We start from the raw sequence: 19,437 nt of genomic DNA, 5'->3' as shown, positions 1-19,437 counted from the left end.
AATTGACCTAAACGGGGAGTACTGTTTTTATTCTCTCACTTTGTGTAGCTAGTTAAGGCTCCTATACATCATCATAATCTACATTAAGAGTAGGTGTGGTAGGATGTGCCTGACAGGTAAGTATAAAGCCTTCGGCAATTTCACTGTCCGTTAAAATTTGGTTCATGGCCATTTCTGCCTTACCCTCTTTGATTTTGGCGATGCAACTACTGCAGACGCCCCCTTGACAGGAATAGGGAGCATCGATGTTTTCCTTTAGGACCGCATCCAACACGGTCATTTTTTTGTCCATTGTAAGTTGAAATTCCTCATCATCCAAGGTAACTGTCAACGCGGTTTGCCCATCGGGAAGACTGGGCAGTTCCTCCTTTATTTCCGTTGCCGTGAATAGCTCAAAGTGGATTTTCTCATTTGGGATATCATTGTCCAACAAGGTATCCTTTACGTTCTCAATCATTTCATGCGGTCCACATAGATAGTAGCTGTCGAAATCCAAATTGGCGTGTTTGTTTTTAAGGGCATAATTGACCGTGGAGGTATCGATTCGTCCAAAAAGCGCCCTATCCTCGCGGGTCTGACTGTTGATAAAATATACAAAAAACCGATTGGAATAATCCAATTGGAGTTTTACCAAATCCGTGTAAAACATGGTTTCCTCGTAGGATTTATTACCATATACCAATACAAAAGTATTTTTTGGATTTCCATCCAATACGGATTTGGCAATGCTCATGATAGGGGTAATACCACTACCCGCGGCAAAGGCCGCCACATTTTGAGGATTTCCGGAAGGTTTATAGGAAAACCTACCTTCGGGCGGCATGACTTCCAAGGTGTCGCCTACCTTTAATTTCGTATTGGCATAATGTGAAAAACCGCCATTATCCACCTTTTTTATACCGATGGTAATATGGTCTTTCTTGGGGGAAGAACTGATGGAGTAGGCCCTACGCAGCTCCTTGCCCTTAATTTCCTTTTTTATGGTTATGTATTGTCCGGCGGTGAATAGGAAGGTCTGCACCAAGTCCTTTGGGATTTCAAATGTGACGGCCACGGAATTGGGGGTTAGTTTTTTGATGTTTTTAACGGTCAATGCATAAAAATCTGCCATAATTATCCAATCTAGAAATAAAATGCAAAATTACGGAAAGACAGGGCGATATAAAATTGGAAAGTGAAAAAAGTACTTATTTCGAATACCCAGGGGAATAAGATAGGTTAAAGAATTATGGTTTATGAAATTTTACAAAAAACCTTATGTCGAATTTTCTTACTTTTTAAGGTGTAGTTGTTGTGAACAAAACTCAAAGCTTATATATTCACAGGATTTAAATATTTTAATTCTATGAAACTTAAACCAGCCTTTTATCTGTTTATTCTATGTTTAGGGGTCTTTGCCCATGCTCAAGATCGCAAATTCAGTACTACTTTGGGTTATCCCATAGCGGTAGGGGACAATTTTTTAAAATCCTATACAGGAATTATTGACGTTGGGGCACAAGTTCGTTTTTTAAAAGCAGGGCCGGTTCATATTGGAATTTCAGGTAACGCTAATTTTTTTAATAGAAATAATACATTGAGCACTTTTTCGTACAAAGAACAGGTGATACTGGTACAGCCAAGGGTATTTGGTGAGTTGAATTCGAAAGTTTTGCTGGGTTTTCGTCCATTTTTGGGTGCTGGCTATTCGTTTATGACCTCCAAGTTTAAGGCAAACAGTAACCAAACCCCAGATTCTAGCGATAATACCGGAGGGGTGAATATAAACATAGGCTCCGCCTATGATATTACCAATAGGTTCTTTGTATTTGTGTCCTTTGACTATATAAATGTATCAAGGGACAATCCAAACATCGATAACAGTTTTTTTAATATCGCGAACATATTAAAATTCGGAGCAGGGATTAGGTTTTAGTATAACGTTTAAAATATACCTTAGCTCCACCTATATTAGGCTCAGTAGTAGTCAAACCGCCGAGATAAATACAAAAAAAATAACGAAAATAATCAACTTTAATCAACCTCTCATGAGACAACAAGCAACCCTTTTTCTAATCATGTTTTTTGCAAGTCTATCTACCAGTGCCCAAGACGGAGAATTCAGTGCAACTTTGGGATACCCTATACCATTTGGAGAAAATTTTGTGAGCCAAAATTATACAGGAGTTGTAGATTTAGGCCTTCAATACCGTTTTGCAAATCTGGAAGTATTGAGGCTTGGAGGGTCCATTAATGGGAGTTACTATGTTTTTCCTGGTAACCCTGCACCTCGGACTGATAAGGTAAATGCTATTTTCATTCAACCAAGGATTTTTGGTGAATTAAAACTTCCAGGGTTGCAGAAATTTAGGCCGGACCTGGGAATTGGCTACTCCTTTACAACCTTTAGCGCCAAACTTGATGGTTCCAATGGCGAGAATTTTAAGGAAAAGTATGGGGGTATAAATGCAAATGCAGGGTTTAATTATTTTATTACTGATAGATTTTTCACTCATGCGCACTATGACTTTTTAAAACTTTCAAGGGATGATGTTCCGGAGACCAGACAAAATACCACAATACATCAAATTAAATTTGGTATAGGACTAAGCTTTTAACGTTGTATTGAATAGCTCTGCGAAGTATGTTGCTTTATGGATAAATGAAAAGCTACAGTAGGTTGCTACAACAATTACCCTATAATACATAGGGCCGGGACGGCGCCTACAAAGGGCAACCCTTGCCTTCTTCGGATTACTGGTTTCGATTCGTTTACAACCAAGACTAGGTCTATACGGGAAATTTTACCTTGAAAGGGTGATATTGTTATTTGAATTAAGCTATAAAATATTCCGTTTTTTGTAACATTTTCCTTTTTTGGTTTACTTATGAACCAAACAACAACATCCAACCCTTATGTTTAAACGATTTGCTTCCCTGCAATGGAAATCCTTTTTTAGGTCGGCCAATTTTGGCAAAAGCCTTGCCGTAAAGATTCTCATGGGCTTTTTCGCAGTCTACATGCTTGTTGTATTGGCAGCTTCTGGTGCTGGGATGTATTTTATACTCAGAAAAGCCGTACCGGACCAAAGTCCTATGTGGACCTTGAGTCAGTATCTGATTTACTGGGTACTGATTGAACTGTTTTTGCGGTATTTCATGCAGAAACTTCCCGTGATGGACATTAAGCCCTTTTTGACCACACCCGTTAAAAAGAGCTCCATAGCGCACTATATTTTAGGTCGTTCTGCGGCCTCCATGTACAATTTATTGTCGCTTTTCTTCTTTGTGCCATTTTGCATTGTTCTTCTATTTCAAGGATATTCTGGAATCAATGTATTCCTTTGGCTGATAGCCATTATGGCGATTGTGTTGAGCATCAATTACCTAAACCTTCTTATAAACAAAAGTGATAAAGCACTAGCTGTTATAGGAGGTATCATTGTAATATCTTATGCCTTGGATTATTTTGGGATTTTCTCTGTGAAGGAGGTGTTTGGCCCTATATTTCATGGGTTGTACGCGTATCCTATAACAGTTTTGGTTCCGTTGGTCTTAGCGGTTTTCATCTATTACATCAACTATAAGTTTCTCCATGATAAGATATACTTGGACTCCACTTTAAAACCTAAAAAGGTACAGGCCAATACCAGTGATTTGGCCTGGACAAAGCGTTTTGGGGATTTGGGAACCTTTCTTCAACTGGATTTAAAAATGATTTGGCGGAACAAACGAACAAAATCCCAGGTTTGGATATCCCTTTTGTTTGTGTTTTATGGCCTCATATTCTATACCCAGGAAATTTATGCCAACATGATGCCCATGAAAGCCTTTTTGGGCGTTTTTATGACCGGTATTTTCCTGAGTAATTTCGGACAGTTTATCCCAGCTTGGGACAGTAGTTATTACAGCATGATGATGTCCCAAAATATACCGTTGCGAAAGTACTTGGAGTCGAAGGCATTGTTGATTTCGGTCAGTGTGATTTTTATGTTCTTGCTTACCATACCCTATGCTTATTTTGGGTGGGAGGCCTTGGCCATCAACTTTGGATGCGCGCTATACAATTTAGGCGTAAATATCCCTGTCATTTTATTTTTTGGATCGTTCAATAAAAAAAGAATCGAATTGGATCAGAGTCCGTTTGGGAACATGCAAGGGACGAGCGCCAATCAGTTTTTGATTATGGTTCCCGTGCTTATTGTTCCAATACTCATATTCAGTCTTTTCTATTACCTCTTTTCGGTGACAGTGGGTGTCACAGTGCTGTGCGTCCTCGGACTCATCGGTTTGGTCCTTAAAAATACCCTTATGGATAAGGTCACAGTACAGTACCGAAAAAAGAAATATGGCATGATTGCCGGATTTAAGGAGAAAAATAGTTAGTCTTTTGGACGCTGGACGCTGGATGTGAAACCTGAAACTTGAAACTTGAAACCAAAAAACCCATGATAACAGTACAAAATTTAAGCAAGAAATACGGCACTCAGACCGTTTTGAACATAGAAAATCTCGAAATCCCAACAGGACAAAGCTTTGGATTGGTTGGAAACAATGGTGCGGGTAAAACCACCTTTTTCAGCTTGTTGTTGGATTTGATACAACCTACTACAGGACATATTGAGAACAATGGGATACAGGTAAACGTAAGTGAAGATTGGAAACCTATCACTTCCTCTTTTATCGATGAGACTTTTTTGATAGGGTATTTGACGCCGGAAGAGTATTTCTACTTTATCGGGGATTTACGCGGACAGAACAAGGCCGATGTCGATGCATTGTTGGCACAGTTCGAGGATTTTTTCCATGGAGAAATCTTGGGGCAAAAGAAGTACCTACGGGACCTTTCCAAGGGTAACCAAAAAAAAGCGGGTATTGTAGCTTCTTTTATTGGAAATCCGCAAGTGGTTATCTTGGACGAGCCTTTTGCCAATCTCGACCCTACCACGCAAATCCGTTTGAAGGGCATCATCAAGGACTTGGCCGCCAAGGAGGACGTTACGGTCTTGGTGTCCAGCCATGATTTGATCCATGTGACCGAAGTCTGCGAGCGTATTGTGGTATTGAACAAGGGCCAAGTGGTCAAGGACATCAAAACCTCTACAGAAACCTTAAGGGAATTGGAGGCGTTTTTTGCGGGATAATCTAAACCTGACAGGTCTAAAGAGTAAAACCGACGCTTCAGTCGGTTTTTTGTTTTTATCGAGTCCCTATTCTTGAAACGGATTCCGATATTGTTCCAAATAGCATCGGCAAAAGACCTTTTTTCCTTTTAAAATCGGTATAAAATTCTAAGAAACAAACTGGATAGTCGGTAAATCATCGGCCCCTGAAATTAATATCGGCCCATAATCTCCAAAACAAAGTGGCCATTTGTCGATGAAGCGTATAATAATATGGATGTTTTTCAGTTATGCATACATACGTAGACCGTCTATCTTGAACTACAGAAACAAACTTTTTTTATCGCTTATTCTAGGAACCGTACTCTTCAATGCCTGTTCCACGAAAAAGGACGCCTTTATAAATCGCAATTGGCACGCCTTGAATACCAAGTACAATACTCTGTACAACGGCAATATCGCTTTTGAAGAGGGTAGGGCCACGTTGAACGATTCCTACAAGGACGATTATTGGGAAATACTGCCCATAGAGCGTTTGGAGGTATCGGGAGAGGTTAAATTGGATTCGGAGGATAACAACCCAAATTTTATCATTGCCGAGGAAAAGGCGACCAAGGCCATCCAGAAGCATAGCATGGACATCAAGGACGAGGAACGCAATCCGCAGACCGATGAGGCCTTTTTGTTGTTGGGCAAGGCCCGCTATTTTGATGAACGTTACATCCCGGCATTGGAATCCTTTAATTATATCCTCAACAAATACACGGAAAGCAATAAGCTGAACGAAGCCAGTATTTGGAGGGAAAAGGTAAATATCAGGCTCGAAAATGAGGAGCTGGCCATCAAGAACCTAAAGCGGTTGATGAAGTTTGAGACCCTAAAGGACCAGGAATATGCGGATGCCCGGGCCATGCTCGCACAGGCCTACATCAACCTGAACGCGCCGGATACGGCCATTCAACAATTAAAGGTGGCCTCCTATTACACCAAAAAGAATCCGGAGAAAGGCCGGTATTATTACATCATTGGGCAATTGTACAATCAGTTGGGCTATAAGGACAGTGCCAATTACGCATTTGATAAGGTGATCGACCTCAATAGAAAATCGCCTAGGGTGTATATGATCAATGCCGAAATCCAAAAAATAAGGAATACGGCCATCACTTCCGAAAATCAGGAGGAAATGCTGGAGTATTTGTCGGAATTGGAGGAGAACCGGGAAAACAGGCCATTTCTGGACAAAATCTACCGGCAAATTGCCGAATTCCATTTGGAACAAGGCTCCGATAGTCTGGCGTTGGCCTATTTCAACAAATCGCTCCGGGCTACGCAGAACGAGCCAAAACTGAACGCTCTCAACTATGAGAATTTGGCAGAATACAATTTCGACAAAAATCAGTACAAAAATGCCGGGGACTATTATGATAGTGTGCTTGTGAATTTGGATGAAAACACCAAAAAGTACCGCACCATCAAAAAGAAATTGGACAACCTTGAGGACGTGATAAAATATGAGGATATTGTTCAGTATACCGATAGTGTCATAACCATCTACGAAATGCCCATAGAAGACCGAATCGCCTATTTTGAAAAGCATATAGCCGATTTACAAGCGGCCAAGGAAGCGGCACAGAAAAAGGAACGGGACAAGTTGACCGATGGTTTTGCGACCTTCGCCAAATCTAAGGGAGGCAAGGAGAACCAAGGTAAATTTTACTTTTACAATATTACCAGTCTGGGATACGGCCAGAACGATTTTAAGAACCGATGGGGCAATAGGGAACTGGCCGATGACTGGCGTTGGTCCAACAAGGCGGTTTCCAATATATCCGAAGCTACGGGAGAGGCCATAGCGGCAAATAACGACCCTGATGCTGCCGTTACAGAGGATGAAAAGTTCTCGTTGGACTTTTATATGGATAGGGTTCCCAAGGAGGAAACGGTAATAGATAGCCTTAAAACGGAACGAAATTTTGCCAATTATCAGTTAGGGCTTATTTATAAGGAAAAGTTCAATGAAAACCTGTTGGCTGCAGAAAAGCTTGAAAATGTGCTGGCGTCCAATCCGGAAGAGCGTTTGATACTTCCCTCCAAATACAATTTGTATAAAATCTACGAGGCTGAGAACAGTCCGTTGATGGCTTCCATGAAGGCGGATATCATTGCAAACCATGCCGGTTCCCGTTATGCGGAGATATTATTGAACCCACAGGCAGAGCTTGCCGATGATAGTGACAGTCCGGAAAACAGGTACCAACTTTTGTTCAAAAAATTTCAGGACCAACAGTTTTTACAGGTCATTACCGGTTCGGAGGAGAATATAAATCGGTTTACTGGAGACCCCATCGTGCCAAAGTTCGAAATGTTGAAGGCCAATGCCATTGGTAGGTTGCAGGGATTTGAAGAATTTAAGGAAGCCCTCAACTATGTGGCGCTTACCTATCCAAACAGCCCCGAAGGCAAAAAGGCGGAACAGATGGTGGCGGAGCAACTTCCCAAACTGGAACCCACGGAATTTTCGCCTGAAACGGGCTCCACGGGAACATCGAACTGGAAAGTGGTCTTTCCGTTCAAGAGGAGCAATAATGACAAGGCGTTGAAATTGATGGTGCTCTTGGAAAAGTCCATTGTAGATTTAAAATACAAGAACATCGTATCCAAGGACATATACAATCTGGAAGACCAATTTGTGGTGGTCCACGGTTTCAAATCCAAGGACTTTGCATTGGGCTATTCGGAACTTTTAAAAAACAATAAGGATTACCGGGTGGCTGATGAGAATTTCGTAATTTTATCGGACAACTATAAAATAATCCAAGTACATAAGAATTTAGAGGCATACAGAAATACACTTTTAACCCCAAAACCTTGAACAATGTTTTCAGATAAACAAAAACCTAGAACTATGAGCGAAATAGGAGGACAACCAAACAGAATCGAAAAGAATACGAAAATAAAAGGGGATATCATCTCCGAAGCGGATTTCCGGATTGACGGCAAGCTGGATGGCAATGTGAAGACTTCCGGCAAGGTGGTCATTGGAAAGGATGGGTATATCCATGGTAAGGTGGAATGTGTAAATGCCGATATAGAAGGCAGTTTCAATGGGGAGCTTTTGGTGTCCGACCTACTTTCCCTAAAATCTTCCGCAGTAATTGAAGGAACGGTATCCGTTTCCAAATTGGCCGTAGAGCCCGGGGCTACTTTCAACGCTTCCTGTACCATGGGCGGAGGAAAGGCCGGAGCTAGCAATTCTGGAAGTTTTAAACCTTCCATGAACACAAAAAATGAGCCAGCAAAAGCCTCGTAACGATTCCAATTTATTGCGCACCGCGGCAAGTCTTTCCGGGATTGCCATACAAATGGGCGCAACCATATATTTGGGGAATTTATTGGGCGCCTGGCTGGATGAAAAATTTCAAAAAACCTTTTTAGAGGACACCATTACCTTACTTGCCGTATTTTTGTCCATATATCTGGTCATTAAAAAGGTGATGTCCTTAAATAAATAGGCAATTGTTCAGAAAGATTCTTTTATATACGATCGTGTTCACTATGGTGGGCACGATTTCTTTTTTGGGCCAAACGGTTTTGATGGATTTGGAAACTGACTTTTTACAGTTGTTGGAACAGTCCTATATATTCCATTTTTTCTTCTCTTTACTGTTGGTAATTGCCTTTCAAATCCTTTCAAAAAATCAAAAAGTCTTTGAACAATTGGGTTTTTTGTATATAGGGATGTTAGTTTTCAAGATTGTGGTTTTTACCGCTATGTTCTTTCCGCAACTCATGGGAGATCAACCACTTCCCCATTTTTACAGGGCTATGATGCTACTTCCTATTATTATATTCTTGACTTTGGAAGTGATTTTTGTTTCAAAAATCATGCGTGAAAAATAAGGTCGAATTTTAAGCCTTTAAAATTCTTTGTATTACATCTAGATTGACTACTTTTGCGCAAATTTTCAGGAGCATAATTTTTGATAAAGAAATAATGAAGGAAGTTTCCAAAGTGATAAGAAATCTAGTATTGTTTACGGCAATAGTAAGTTCACTCCAAAGTTTTGCGTTCTCCGAAGGTCAAGATGAAGGTGCTGTTGACACGAAAGAGGAAGTATCGGAATATATAAATCACCACATCAAGGACTCCCACGACTTCCATTTGTTCTCCTATACAAACGCTGAAGGCGAAAGAAAACACGTAGGTTTTCCGTTACCCGTAATCGTTTGGTCCAGTAATGGCTTGGCTACTTTTATGTCCTCTGAATTTCATCACGATGACAATGGCGAGGTAATCGTGGAAAAAAACGGTTCCAAATTTGTAAAACTGCACAGTAAAATTTACGAGTTGGAAGCTGGTGCCACATCGGTAAACCTGGATGAGAGCCATCACGCGACCAATGCACACAAGGTGTTGGATTTTTCCATTACTAAAAGTGTTGTTGGAATTCTATTGGTTGGGTTGTTCATGTTGTGGGCCTTCTCCTCTTTGGCTAGACAGTATAAAAACAAAAGCGTACCCACAGGTTTTGGCCGTGTATTGGAACCTTTGGTCATTTATGTTAGGGACGAGATTGCCAAGCCAAACATCGGTGAAAAAAAATACAGACAGTTTACGGGGTATCTACTTACCGTATTCTTTTTTATATGGATATTGAACCTATTGGGGCTTACGCCTTTTGGGTTTAATGTTACGGGACAGTTGGCAGTTACTGCAGCTTTGGCTATTCTCACGTTAATAATATATACATTTAGTGGAAACAAGGACTACTGGATGCACATGTTGTGGATGCCCGGGGTTCCGGTTTTGATTAGACCGGTTCTGGCCATCATCGAATTGGCAGGTGCCTTTTTGATCAAACCTTTTTCATTATTGGTCCGATTGTTTGCGAATATATCTGCCGGGCACATTGTGGTAATGAGCTTGATAGCCATTATGTTCACCCTTAAGGATAGTTTGGGAGTGGCAGGTGCTACCGGACTTTCATTGATACTGTCGTTTTTCATAACCCTTATCGAGGTATTGGTCGCCTTTTTACAGGCCTATATTTTTACGATGCTTTCTGCATTGTTCATTGGGATGGCGGTGGCCGAACATGATCATGAACACCATCATGACGCTAACGGCCATGAAATTCCGGACGAGGAAGATGTAAGGGCGGATTTTATTTAAGAGTGTTTTTAATTTAATATATAAATCAGTTTACTATGTACAATTTAATTGGAGCAGGTTTGATCGTAATTGGAGCAGGTATTGGACTTGGTCAGATTGGTGGTAAGGCAATGGAAGGTATTGCCCGTCAACCAGAAGCGACCGGTAAAATCCAAACTGCGATGATCATCATCGCTGCACTTTTGGAAGGTTTGGCATTCGGTGCCTTGTTCTTAGGAAAATAAGAACGTTAAGCCAAAAAGCATTTTCCTGCAACGGTTGGTTGCAGGAAGTGTTTTTTAATCATTGATTCGTATAAAAATTCAAAATAAATGGAAACATTAATAAACGATTTTTCACCAGGTCTATTTGTCGTACAGACCATTTTATTGTTAGGACTGATATTCCTATTGGTGAGATTTGCTTGGAAACCTATTCTTAACTCGCTTAATGAAAGAGAGAATGGTATCCAAGAAGCATTGGCTGCTGCAGAAAGGGCCAAGGCAGAAATGCAAAATCTTCAAGCCGATAACGATAGAATGTTACAGGAGGCCCGTGCGGAGCGTGAGGCGATGTTGAAGGAGGCCCGTGAAATTAAGGAAAAAATGATCTCGGATTCCAAGGAGCAGGCGAAGGTTGAGGGCGATAAAATGATCAAGCAGGCGCAGGAGACCATTGAAAGCGAAAAGAAGGCGGCAGTGGCGGAGCTAAAAAGTCAGGTGGCTGAACTTTCGGTTTCCATAGCGGAAAAAGTAATCAAGGAGGAGCTATCCGGTAAGGATAAGCAATTGCAGTTGGTTGAGAAGATGCTGGGTGACATCAAATTGAATTAAAATGAGTGATTCTAGAGCGGCGGTACGATACGCCAAGGCCATATTGGATTTAGCGGTAGAGAACAAGGCTACGGATGCCGTGGAAAAGGACATGCGTTCCGTGGTTAGTACTGTTTCCGATAGTAAAGAGCTTCGGGATATGCTTTCCAATCCGGTGATTTCCGGTTCGGCCAAAAAGGACGTTCTCAAGGAAGTTTTCAAAGGTTGCCATGCCATTTCCCAAGGGCTGATGAACATGTTGGTGGAGAACAAAAGGGTTTCCTTGTTGAACGAAGTCGCATTAAAGTATATCATTCTAAACGAATCGCTGAAAGGAAAGGACGTGGCCTATGTAACCACGACGGTTCCAATGACGGCAGATTTGGAAAAGCAGTTGTTGAAACAGGTGGCGTCCATTACAGGTAAGGAAGTGACCTTAGAAAATAAAATCGATGAGAGTATCATTGGTGGTTTTATTTTAAGGGTAGGGGATTTGCAATACGACGCAAGCGTTTCCAACAAACTAAACAATCTAAAAAGAGAATTTACAAACAGTCTATAATTATATTCCAGCAATGGAATTTACCCGGAGTCTAGTCGACGGGATTATCTTAAACAGGAACAAAAATGGCAGGAGTAAAAGCCGCTGAAGTATCGGCAATTTTAAAGAAACAATTATCAGGATTTGATGCAACCGCTACTTTGGACGAAGTAGGAACCGTATTGCAAGTTGGTGATGGTATCGCTAGGGTCTATGGTTTGGCAAACGCCCAATATGGGGAATTGGTGGAGTTTGAAGGCGGTTTGGAAGGAATCGTTTTGAACTTGGAAGAGGATAATGTGGGTGTTGTATTGCTAGGGCCTTCCAAAGCCGTAGGTGAAGGAGCGACCGTAAAGAGAACACAACGTATCGCCTCCATCAATGTAGGTGAAGGCATTGTGGGCCGTGTGGTGGACACCTTGGGAAATCCGATCGATGGTAAAGGACCTATTTCTGGAGAAACCTATGAAATGCCATTGGAGCGTAAGGCACCCGGGGTTATCTATAGGGAGCCCGTAACGGAACCGATGCAATCCGGTATCAAGGCCATCGACGCGATGATTCCAGTGGGTAGAGGTCAGCGTGAGTTGGTAATCGGTGACCGTCAGACCGGTAAGACTACGGTTTGTATCGATACCATTTTGAACCAGAAAGAGTTTTACGACGCTGGTGAGCCTGTTTATTGTATCTACGTAGCTGTGGGCCAAAAAGCTTCTACTGTAGCTGGAATTGCCCAGACATTGGAGGATAGAGGTGCCATGGCGTATACTACGATTGTTGCCGCGAATGCCTCAGATCCTGCACCTATGCAGGTATATGCTCCCTTTGCAGGTGCATCCATCGGGGAATATTTTAGGGATACAGGTCGTCCTGCTTTGATTATTTATGATGATTTGTCCAAGCAAGCTGTCGCCTATCGTGAAGTTTCCTTGTTGTTGAGAAGACCACCGGGACGTGAGGCCTATCCAGGGGACGTTTTCTACCTGCACTCAAGGTTGCTGGAGCGTGCCGCTAAGATTATAAATGACGATAGCATTGCCAAGAATATGAACGATTTACCGGAGGTATTAAAACCGATGGTAAAGGGAGGTGGTTCTTTAACGGCCTTACCGATTATCGAAACACAGGCGGGTGACGTATCGGCCTATATTCCAACCAACGTAATTTCCATTACGGACGGACAGATATTCTTGGAGCAGGATTTGTTCAACCAAGGGGTTAGACCAGCGATCAACGTGGGTATTTCCGTATCGCGTGTGGGTGGTAACGCACAGATCAAATCCATGAAAAAAGTGGCCGGTACCTTGAAATTGGACCAGGCACAGTTCCGTGAATTGGAAGCGTTTGCCAAGTTTGGTTCCGATTTGGATGCGGCTACGTTGAACGTAATCGAAAAAGGACGTAGGAACGTGGAGATATTGAAGCAAGCCCAGAACGATCCTTTTACCGTTGAAGATCAAATTGCGATTATTTACGCCGGTTCCAAGAACTTGCTACGCGATGTTCCCGTTGATAAGGTAAAGGAGTTTGAGCGTGACTATTTGGAGTTCTTGAACGCCAAGCATAGGGACGTATTGGATACCTTAAAAGCAGGTAAACTGACCGATGAGGTTACGGATACGCTTGCAACGGTTTGTAAAGAGCTTTCAGCGAAATATAAGAAGTAAATTAAGAATGCTGAATGGTGAGTAAATACGAATTTTGGTTGCAATAGTCAAAAACTCATAACTCTGAATTCAGAATTTAGAACTTTAAGGAATGGCCAATTTAAAGGAAATACGTAACAGGATTACATCGGTGTCTTCAACGATGCAGATAACCAGTGCCATGAAAATGGTATCTGCCGCAAAGTTGAAAAAGGCACAGGATGCAATTACCGCCATGAGACCCTATGCGGATAAACTAACGGAGCTGCTTCAGAATCTTAGTGCTAGCTTGGAAGGTGACTCTGGTAGTGTATATGCGAGCAATAGGGCGGTCAATAAGGTCTTGGTGGTTTCCATTACATCCAACCGTGGTCTTTGTGGTGCCTTTAACTCGAATATCTTAAAACAGAGCGTTAATCTTGTAGAAAACGTTTATATAGGTAAGCAAGTCGACTTTGTTGCAATCGGAAAAAAGGCGAATGATTATCTAAAAAAGCGTTACAATGTGATTTCAAATCACAATGGGATATTTGACGATTTGACCTTTGATAATGTTTCGGAAATCGCCGAGGATTTAATGGAAAAGTTTGCCAAAGGGGAGTATGACCGCATGGATATCGTGTACAACAAATTCAAGAATGCGGCTACCCAGTTGGTCATGACGGAACAATTCTTACCGATTATTCCTGCGGAAGGTGAGGAAGGAAGTAATTCAGACTATATGTTCGAACCTTCCAAAGCCGAAATCGTGGAGCAATTGATTCCTAAATCCCTGAAAACACAGTTGTACAAAGCGATAAGGGATTCCTTTGCCAGTGAGCACGGTGCTCGAATGACGGCCATGCACAAGGCGACCGACAATGCCAAGGAATTGCGGGACCAATTGAAATTGACGTATAACAAGGCAAGACAAGCGGCTATTACCAATGAAATCCTTGAAATTGTTGGTGGGGCCGAGGCTTTGAACAACTAATTAGACATATCCAGTATATTTAAAACCCCTTCGGAAACGTAGGGGTTTTTATTTGCCATCAGGAAGACTTTTTTCCGACTTTTGTTCCTTCTATGAAATCAAGAAAATCGGCCCTACTCTTTATTTTCGTCACCATTTTGGTGGATGTTATAGGAATTGGCATCATTCTCCCCATTATCCCAGATTTGATCATGGAATTAACTGGCGAGGGGACGGCCATGGCCGTAATCTATGGGATGTGGTTGACCACGGCATTCGCAGGGATGCAATTTTTGTTTTCGCCCGTTTTAGGCGAGATTTCGGACAAGTTTGGAAGGCGCCCCATTCTTTTGCTGGCATTGCTAGGTTTAAGTATCGATTACCTGATCCATGCCTGGGCACCAAGTATTACCTGGTTGTTCTTGGGAAGGTTTTTGGCCGGTATTACCGGTGCTAGTTTTACGGTGGCATCGGCCTATATTGCAGATGTCAGTACCAAGGAGAACAAGGCTAAGAACTTTGGATTGATCGGTGCCGCTTTTGGTCTGGGTTTTATCATTGGTCCGGGCGTGGGCGGCTTTTTCGGGGAGATCGACATCCGCCTACCCTTTTACATCGCCGCGGGACTGACCTTTGCGAATTTTCTGTTCGGATTGTTTTTTGTGCCCGAATCCCTAACACCGGAAAATAGAAGGGCTATCAATCTTACAAAGATGATTCCCGGGGTCTCCTTATTTGCCCTTCGGAAGTATAAAGGGGTACTTCTGCTCATTTTTGCTTTCTTTCTGGCGAATTTGGCCGGTCAGGCCCTACCCTCCACATGGTCTTACTACGGAATTGAACGCTATAATTGGAGTCCCAAGGAAATAGGGGTATCCTTGATGGTAGTAGGGCTTTTGGTGGCCATCGTTCAAGGTGTATTGGTAGGTGTCCTGGTCAAAAAGTTTGGAAAGCGATTTGTGGTCACGGTCGGTTTTTTACTTTGGACCGTAGGCATGTTCTTCTTTTCCCTGGCATCGGAACCATGGATGTTATATGCCTTTTTAATCCCGTATGCCTTGGGCGGGGTTGCCGGTCCAACGGTACAAGGAATCATTTCCAACCAAGTTTCCGAAAAGGAACAGGGAAACCTCCAAGGTTCCATCACAGGTCTTGTGAGCATTACCGCCATTCTTGGTCAGTTGGTTTTCTCGCCCGTATTCTACTTTTTTATCCGTCCCGGCGGAGGAATCTACTATCCCGGTGCACCCTATACATTGGCCGCCTTTTTCTTGTTGGTGGCGTTTTTAATGGCATTTATTGCCATGAAACGACTGGAACTCTCGGACGAGCAGGCCCCGGTTCAAGTTGAGGATTGAACAAATGTGTTGATTGGGGGGAAATCCAACTTTGTATAACGAAGGTAAATAGGTACATTTAACACTTCAATCTAAGTTGCTTGAATCCGCTTAAAAAACTTTTTAAACAAACGGCGATTTATGGCTTGGCAACCGTGCTCCCGCGGATGTTGTCCTTCCTTTTGGTTCCCATTTATACCTCGGTCATGCCACCGGGAACGTATGGAGAAGTGACCCTTATTTTTACTTGGTTTGCCATCTTCAATATTTTCTTGGCCTATGGTATGGAAACCGCTTTTTTTAGGTTTTACAAGGATTCAGAGAACAAAAAGAAGGTTGTCTCAACGTCCTTGCTATCGTTGGGGGGTTCCTCGTTCTTATTTCTTTTGATCGGTCTGTTATTTAAAAAGACAATTGCCGCTGCCATCAATATAGAGGCCCAGTACATGAACTACGTGCTATGTATCCTAGTATTGGATGCCCTGGTAATCATTCCCTTTGCTTGGTTGAGGGCGAATGAAAAACCCATGCGATATGCCATGGTAAAGACGCTTAACGTAGCGCTGAACTTGGGGTTAAATCTGTTTTTTCTTTTAGTTCTCCCATCGTTGGCAGTTGAGAATGGGGCCGGTTTCTTCAACAAATTGTACGTGCAGGATTATGAGATATCCTACATACTGATTTCCAATCTACTTGCCAGCGCGGTTACACTGTTGCTTATGATACGGGTATACCTTAGAAGGCCGTATATTTTTGATGTGGATTTATGGAAACGGATGTTGATCTATGCTATGCCGGTAATGGTCGCTGGTATTGCCTTTACAATAAATGAGGTTTTTGATAAGTATTTGTTATCGGAATTATTACCGCCCGATATTGCCAAAAGTGAAATGGGAAAATATGCGGCCTGCTATAAATTGGCCTTGTTCATGACGCTTTTTGCTACCGCATTTCGATTAGGAATAGAGCCCTTTTTCTTTAGCCATTCGGACACTAAAAATCCTCAGAAGGCCTATGCACAGATTACCAACTACTTTGTGGTATTGGGGAGTATTATTCTGTTGACCGTAGTTGTATTTGCCGATGTTTTAAAACAACTCTTTATCCAGGACACTTCATATTGGGATGCCATGTCCGTAGTGCCGATCATAATCCTGGCCAGTTTTTTCTTGGGTATTTACCACAACCTCTCTGTCTGGTACAAAGTAACGGATCGAACCAAGTTTGGGGCCTATATTTCAATGATCGGAGCCGTTCTCACCATCATCATAAATGTTGCCTTGATACAATACTTTAGCTATGTGGCTTCTGCCGTGGCGACTTTGGTCGCATATGCATCTATGATGTTAATGTCCTTTTATTTTGGGCGTATGTACTATCCCATACCCTATAATTTCAGAAAAATTATATTTTACTTAGGAGTTTCCATACTGTTTTCAATTATATCCTTCTATATCTTTGATAGAAATTTATTTGTAGGGATTCCTTTATTGTTGATTTTCTTGGGATTGGTGTACAAAATGGAAATCGAGAATTTGAAAAAGGTATTTGTCAAATAAGAGTAGCGAACAATAAAAATGAAGATTAGGATAATCAACAAATCAGAACATGAGCTGCCCCATTACGAAACCGAGGCTTCGGCAGGAATGGACCTCAGGGCCAATATCGCAGAACCAATTACCCTAAAACCGTTGGATAGGGCCATTATTAAAACAGGCCTGTTTATAGAGTTGCCCATAGGTTATGAGGCCCAAGTACGCCCAAGAAGCGGTTTGGCGGCCAAAAAGGGAATTACCGTGTTGAATGCCCCTGGCACGATAGATGCGGATTATAGGGGGGAAGTCGGTGTTATTTTGGTGAATTTATCAAACACAGATTTTACCATTGAAAACGGGGAGCGTATTGCCCAGATGGTTATCGCCAAACATGAGCGCGCCGAATGGGAGGTAGTAGAAGAACTATCCGAAACCCTTAGGGGAGCCGGTGGCTTTGGCAGTACCGGAGTAAAATAGAACTACGAATGAAACGAGCATTAAAAAATTTTAAAAATTTCTTCATAAAAGGGAATTTTTAAAATTTTTAATGAGAGAACGAGTACAGCGAGTGGTTGCACACGTTCTTAATTTTATAATTCATTTATTATCAAATAATTATTAAAATTTAAACGTTTGAAAAAGACAGTCCCAATGCTACTACTTTTTTTAGGAGCAACGCTTTCCCCAGGGATTGTTTTGTCCCAAGAGGAAGGTCCCATCACCGAGGAGGAGAGTGCGGAAGTATCAATTGAGGAGTATTCAGATGAATTTCAGCAATATTTTTTTGAAGGTCTAAAACAAAAGGGCATTCAAAATTACGATAAGGCCATAAACGCATTTTTAAAGTGCAAGAATTTGGAACCGGAAAAGGAAGTTGTTTCCTTTGAACTCGCCAAATCCTATTTGTTGGACAAGCAGTATATCAATGCCCAGGAATATGCGCAGGAAGCCGTTTTGGAGGATCCGGAAAATTATTGGTATGCCAACACCTTGGCAGAGAGTTTGCAGGCCCAAAACACTACCGTGAGCACCATAAAAGAACAGATTCCTTGGAATAATCGGGAATTAAAATCGAACCTGGCCACTATTTATTATGAACTGGGAAACTATCAAGAAGCCAAGAGCATATTGATGGAATTGGAGAAAACGGTAAAAACCGAGTACCTTCAATCCAAAATAAACGATTCCATTGCAAAGCAGCGAACTATAACGAACAAGATTGACATATCTGAAAACAAGAACGGGGATGCCGGCGATTTGGGTACGTTTGAAAAGCGGATACAGGACTTGATAAACGCATCCAGGGATGCCAAAACACTGCTAGAGCTTACGGAGGAGGCTCTTGAAAAGTATCCCCTACAGCCCTTTTTATACTATGCGAATGGAGTAGCCCTTAAAATGGGCAACACCCTCAACGAGGCAAAGGAAGCCTTGGAGACGGCCTTGGATTATCTAATAGACGACCCGGTATTGGAGAATAAAATCTACAAGGAGCTTTCAGAGGTGTACGGTGCCATGGGGAATACGGAAAAGGCAGACGAATATTTGAACAAGGTGAAACCCGGATTTTAATGATGCAATTGAGTTTACGAACATATTTAAGAATGGCTACGGTATGTAGTTTCGCGCTTATTGTCTTTTCTTGTAAAAGTGCCAAGGTAATTTCCGATGGTTCCATGGATGATCGGCTATCGGCAAAGTCCGTCGTAAAGGCCCACTACCAAAATAAGTTGGAATTCAGGACCCTTACGGGAAGGGTCAAAATCGATTATTCCGATGGGGAGGATGAACAAAGCGTATCCGTAAGTCTACGGATGGAAAAGGATAAGGGCATATGGATCAGCGCTCCCTTAGGAATCGTAAAGGCATATATCACTCCGGATAGGGTATCCTTTTACAACAAAATGGACAATGAATATTTTGATGGTGATTTCTCCTATTTGAGCAAGCTTTTGGGAACCGAGGTGGATTACTCCATCCTTCAAAACATGTTGTTGGGACAGGCCCTTTTTGACTTAAGAAATGACAAGTTTGACCTTTCAATAGGTAAGGATAACTATCGTTTGACCCCAAAAACTGCCGGTGCGCTTTACAAGACCCTGTTCCAAATCGAGCCCAAGAACTTTAAGATGGACCTACAGCAATTGTCACAGCCCCTGAAAAAGCGCTTGTTGGAAATCAAATATGAAAACTACCAACTTGTGGGGAAGGTAGCCATACCCAATGAGGTATCCATTTTGGCGATAGAAGAAAACAACGAGAACCGGATTCTTTTGGAATATAGAAACATAGAATTGAATCGTGACGTCAATTTTCCTTATAATATACCGAAAGGTTTTAAAGAAATCGTCTTGGAGTAG

General features: G+C 42.0%; 20 protein-coding genes. 19 read left to right on the top strand and 1 reads right to left on the bottom strand.

Annotated features, from left to right (window positions below):
* Positions 1-61 precede the first annotated feature (61 nt).
* On the bottom strand, positions 62-1,111 hold the full coding sequence (locus FEK29_RS01360) for a ferredoxin--NADP reductase (RefSeq protein WP_138256609.1): 1,050 nt from the start codon (positions 1,109-1,111) through the stop codon (positions 62-64).
* A 234-nt stretch (positions 1,112-1,345) separates the two neighbouring features.
* Here FEK29_RS01360 and FEK29_RS01355 point away from each other — a divergent pair, with 234 nt between their 5' ends.
* The 19 genes from FEK29_RS01355 to FEK29_RS01265 all read left to right on the top strand — a co-directional run bounded on the left by FEK29_RS01355 (position 1,346) and on the right by FEK29_RS01265 (position 19,437).
* Positions 1,346-1,915, top strand: coding sequence for an outer membrane beta-barrel protein (locus FEK29_RS01355; protein WP_138256608.1), 570 nt, complete (start codon positions 1,346-1,348; stop codon positions 1,913-1,915).
* Between the two features lie 112 nt (positions 1,916-2,027).
* Positions 2,028-2,597 carry an outer membrane protein gene (locus tag FEK29_RS01350; RefSeq protein ID WP_138256607.1) on the top strand — a complete coding sequence of 190 codons (570 nt, stop codon included), beginning with the start codon at positions 2,028-2,030 and terminating at the stop codon, positions 2,595-2,597.
* 298 nt (positions 2,598-2,895) lie between these two features.
* Positions 2,896-4,365 carry a DUF5687 family protein gene (locus tag FEK29_RS01345; protein ID WP_138256606.1) on the top strand — a complete coding sequence of 490 codons (1,470 nt, stop codon included), beginning with the start codon at positions 2,896-2,898 and terminating at the stop codon, positions 4,363-4,365.
* A gap of 62 nt (positions 4,366-4,427) precedes the next feature.
* Positions 4,428-5,123, top strand: a complete 696-nt coding sequence (locus FEK29_RS01340; protein ID WP_138256605.1) for an ABC transporter ATP-binding protein — start codon at positions 4,428-4,430, stop codon at positions 5,121-5,123.
* Positions 5,124-5,418: 295 nt separating this feature from the next.
* On the top strand, positions 5,419-7,974 hold the full coding sequence (gene porW / locus FEK29_RS01335; RefSeq protein ID WP_138257315.1) for a type IX secretion system periplasmic lipoprotein PorW/SprE: 2,556 nt from the start codon (positions 5,419-5,421) through the stop codon (positions 7,972-7,974).
* A gap of 3 nt (positions 7,975-7,977) precedes the next feature.
* Positions 7,978-8,412, top strand: a complete 435-nt coding sequence (locus FEK29_RS01330; RefSeq protein ID WP_138256604.1) for a bactofilin family protein — start codon at positions 7,978-7,980, stop codon at positions 8,410-8,412.
* Positions 8,390-8,614 (top strand): AtpZ/AtpI family protein, encoded by a 225-nt coding sequence (locus FEK29_RS01325; RefSeq protein WP_138256603.1) that lies wholly within the window; start codon positions 8,390-8,392, stop codon positions 8,612-8,614. Before FEK29_RS01330 ends, FEK29_RS01325 begins: the two co-directional genes overlap by 23 nt.
* 4 nt (positions 8,615-8,618) lie before the next feature.
* Positions 8,619-9,002 carry a DUF6168 family protein gene (locus tag FEK29_RS01320; RefSeq protein ID WP_138256602.1) on the top strand — a complete coding sequence of 128 codons (384 nt, stop codon included), beginning with the start codon at positions 8,619-8,621 and terminating at the stop codon, positions 9,000-9,002.
* 94 nt (positions 9,003-9,096) lie between these two features.
* Positions 9,097-10,275: a F0F1 ATP synthase subunit A gene (gene atpB / locus FEK29_RS01315; RefSeq protein ID WP_138256601.1), complete on the top strand. Its 1,179-nt coding sequence runs from the start codon at positions 9,097-9,099 to the stop codon at positions 10,273-10,275.
* Between the two features lie 35 nt (positions 10,276-10,310).
* The gene (gene atpE / locus FEK29_RS01310; protein WP_013993139.1) at positions 10,311-10,499 is read left to right on the top strand and encodes an ATP synthase F0 subunit C; all 189 of its coding nucleotides are present in this window, start codon (positions 10,311-10,313) and stop codon (positions 10,497-10,499) included.
* A gap of 87 nt (positions 10,500-10,586) precedes the next feature.
* Entirely contained in the window at positions 10,587-11,087 is a 501-nt protein-coding gene (locus FEK29_RS01305) for a F0F1 ATP synthase subunit B (RefSeq protein ID WP_138256600.1), read from the top strand.
* A gap of 1 nt (position 11,088) precedes the next feature.
* Positions 11,089-11,628 carry an ATP synthase F1 subunit delta gene (atpH, locus tag FEK29_RS01300; RefSeq protein ID WP_138256599.1) on the top strand — a complete coding sequence of 180 codons (540 nt, stop codon included), beginning with the start codon at positions 11,089-11,091 and terminating at the stop codon, positions 11,626-11,628.
* 65 nt (positions 11,629-11,693) lie between these two features.
* Positions 11,694-13,274: a F0F1 ATP synthase subunit alpha gene (gene atpA, locus FEK29_RS01295; RefSeq protein WP_138256598.1), complete on the top strand. Its 1,581-nt coding sequence runs from the start codon at positions 11,694-11,696 to the stop codon at positions 13,272-13,274.
* Between the two features lie 91 nt (positions 13,275-13,365).
* The gene (atpG, locus tag FEK29_RS01290) at positions 13,366-14,226 is read left to right on the top strand and encodes an ATP synthase F1 subunit gamma (RefSeq protein WP_138256597.1); all 861 of its coding nucleotides are present in this window, start codon (positions 13,366-13,368) and stop codon (positions 14,224-14,226) included.
* A 92-nt stretch (positions 14,227-14,318) separates the two neighbouring features.
* Positions 14,319-15,563, top strand: coding sequence for a TCR/Tet family MFS transporter (locus FEK29_RS01285; RefSeq protein WP_138256596.1), 1,245 nt, complete (start codon positions 14,319-14,321; stop codon positions 15,561-15,563).
* Between the two features lie 80 nt (positions 15,564-15,643).
* Positions 15,644-17,101 carry a lipopolysaccharide biosynthesis protein gene (locus FEK29_RS01280; protein WP_138256595.1) on the top strand — a complete coding sequence of 486 codons (1,458 nt, stop codon included), beginning with the start codon at positions 15,644-15,646 and terminating at the stop codon, positions 17,099-17,101.
* An 18-nt stretch (positions 17,102-17,119) separates the two neighbouring features.
* On the top strand, positions 17,120-17,554 hold the full coding sequence (gene dut / locus FEK29_RS01275) for a dUTP diphosphatase (RefSeq protein WP_138256594.1): 435 nt from the start codon (positions 17,120-17,122) through the stop codon (positions 17,552-17,554).
* A 156-nt stretch (positions 17,555-17,710) separates the two neighbouring features.
* Positions 17,711-18,649 (top strand): tetratricopeptide repeat protein, encoded by a 939-nt coding sequence (locus FEK29_RS01270; RefSeq protein WP_138256593.1) that lies wholly within the window; start codon positions 17,711-17,713, stop codon positions 18,647-18,649.
* Complete coding sequence (locus FEK29_RS01265) at positions 18,649-19,437, top strand: DUF4292 domain-containing protein (RefSeq protein ID WP_240042628.1); 789 nt, start codon at positions 18,649-18,651, stop codon at positions 19,435-19,437. The genes FEK29_RS01270 and FEK29_RS01265 overlap by 1 nt, the downstream gene beginning before the upstream one ends.

This window comes from Maribacter aurantiacus (assembly GCF_005780245.1).
GTDB lineage: Bacteria > Bacteroidota > Bacteroidia > Flavobacteriales > Flavobacteriaceae > Maribacter > Maribacter flavus.
This window is presented reverse-complemented; position numbering and strand designations above follow the sequence as displayed.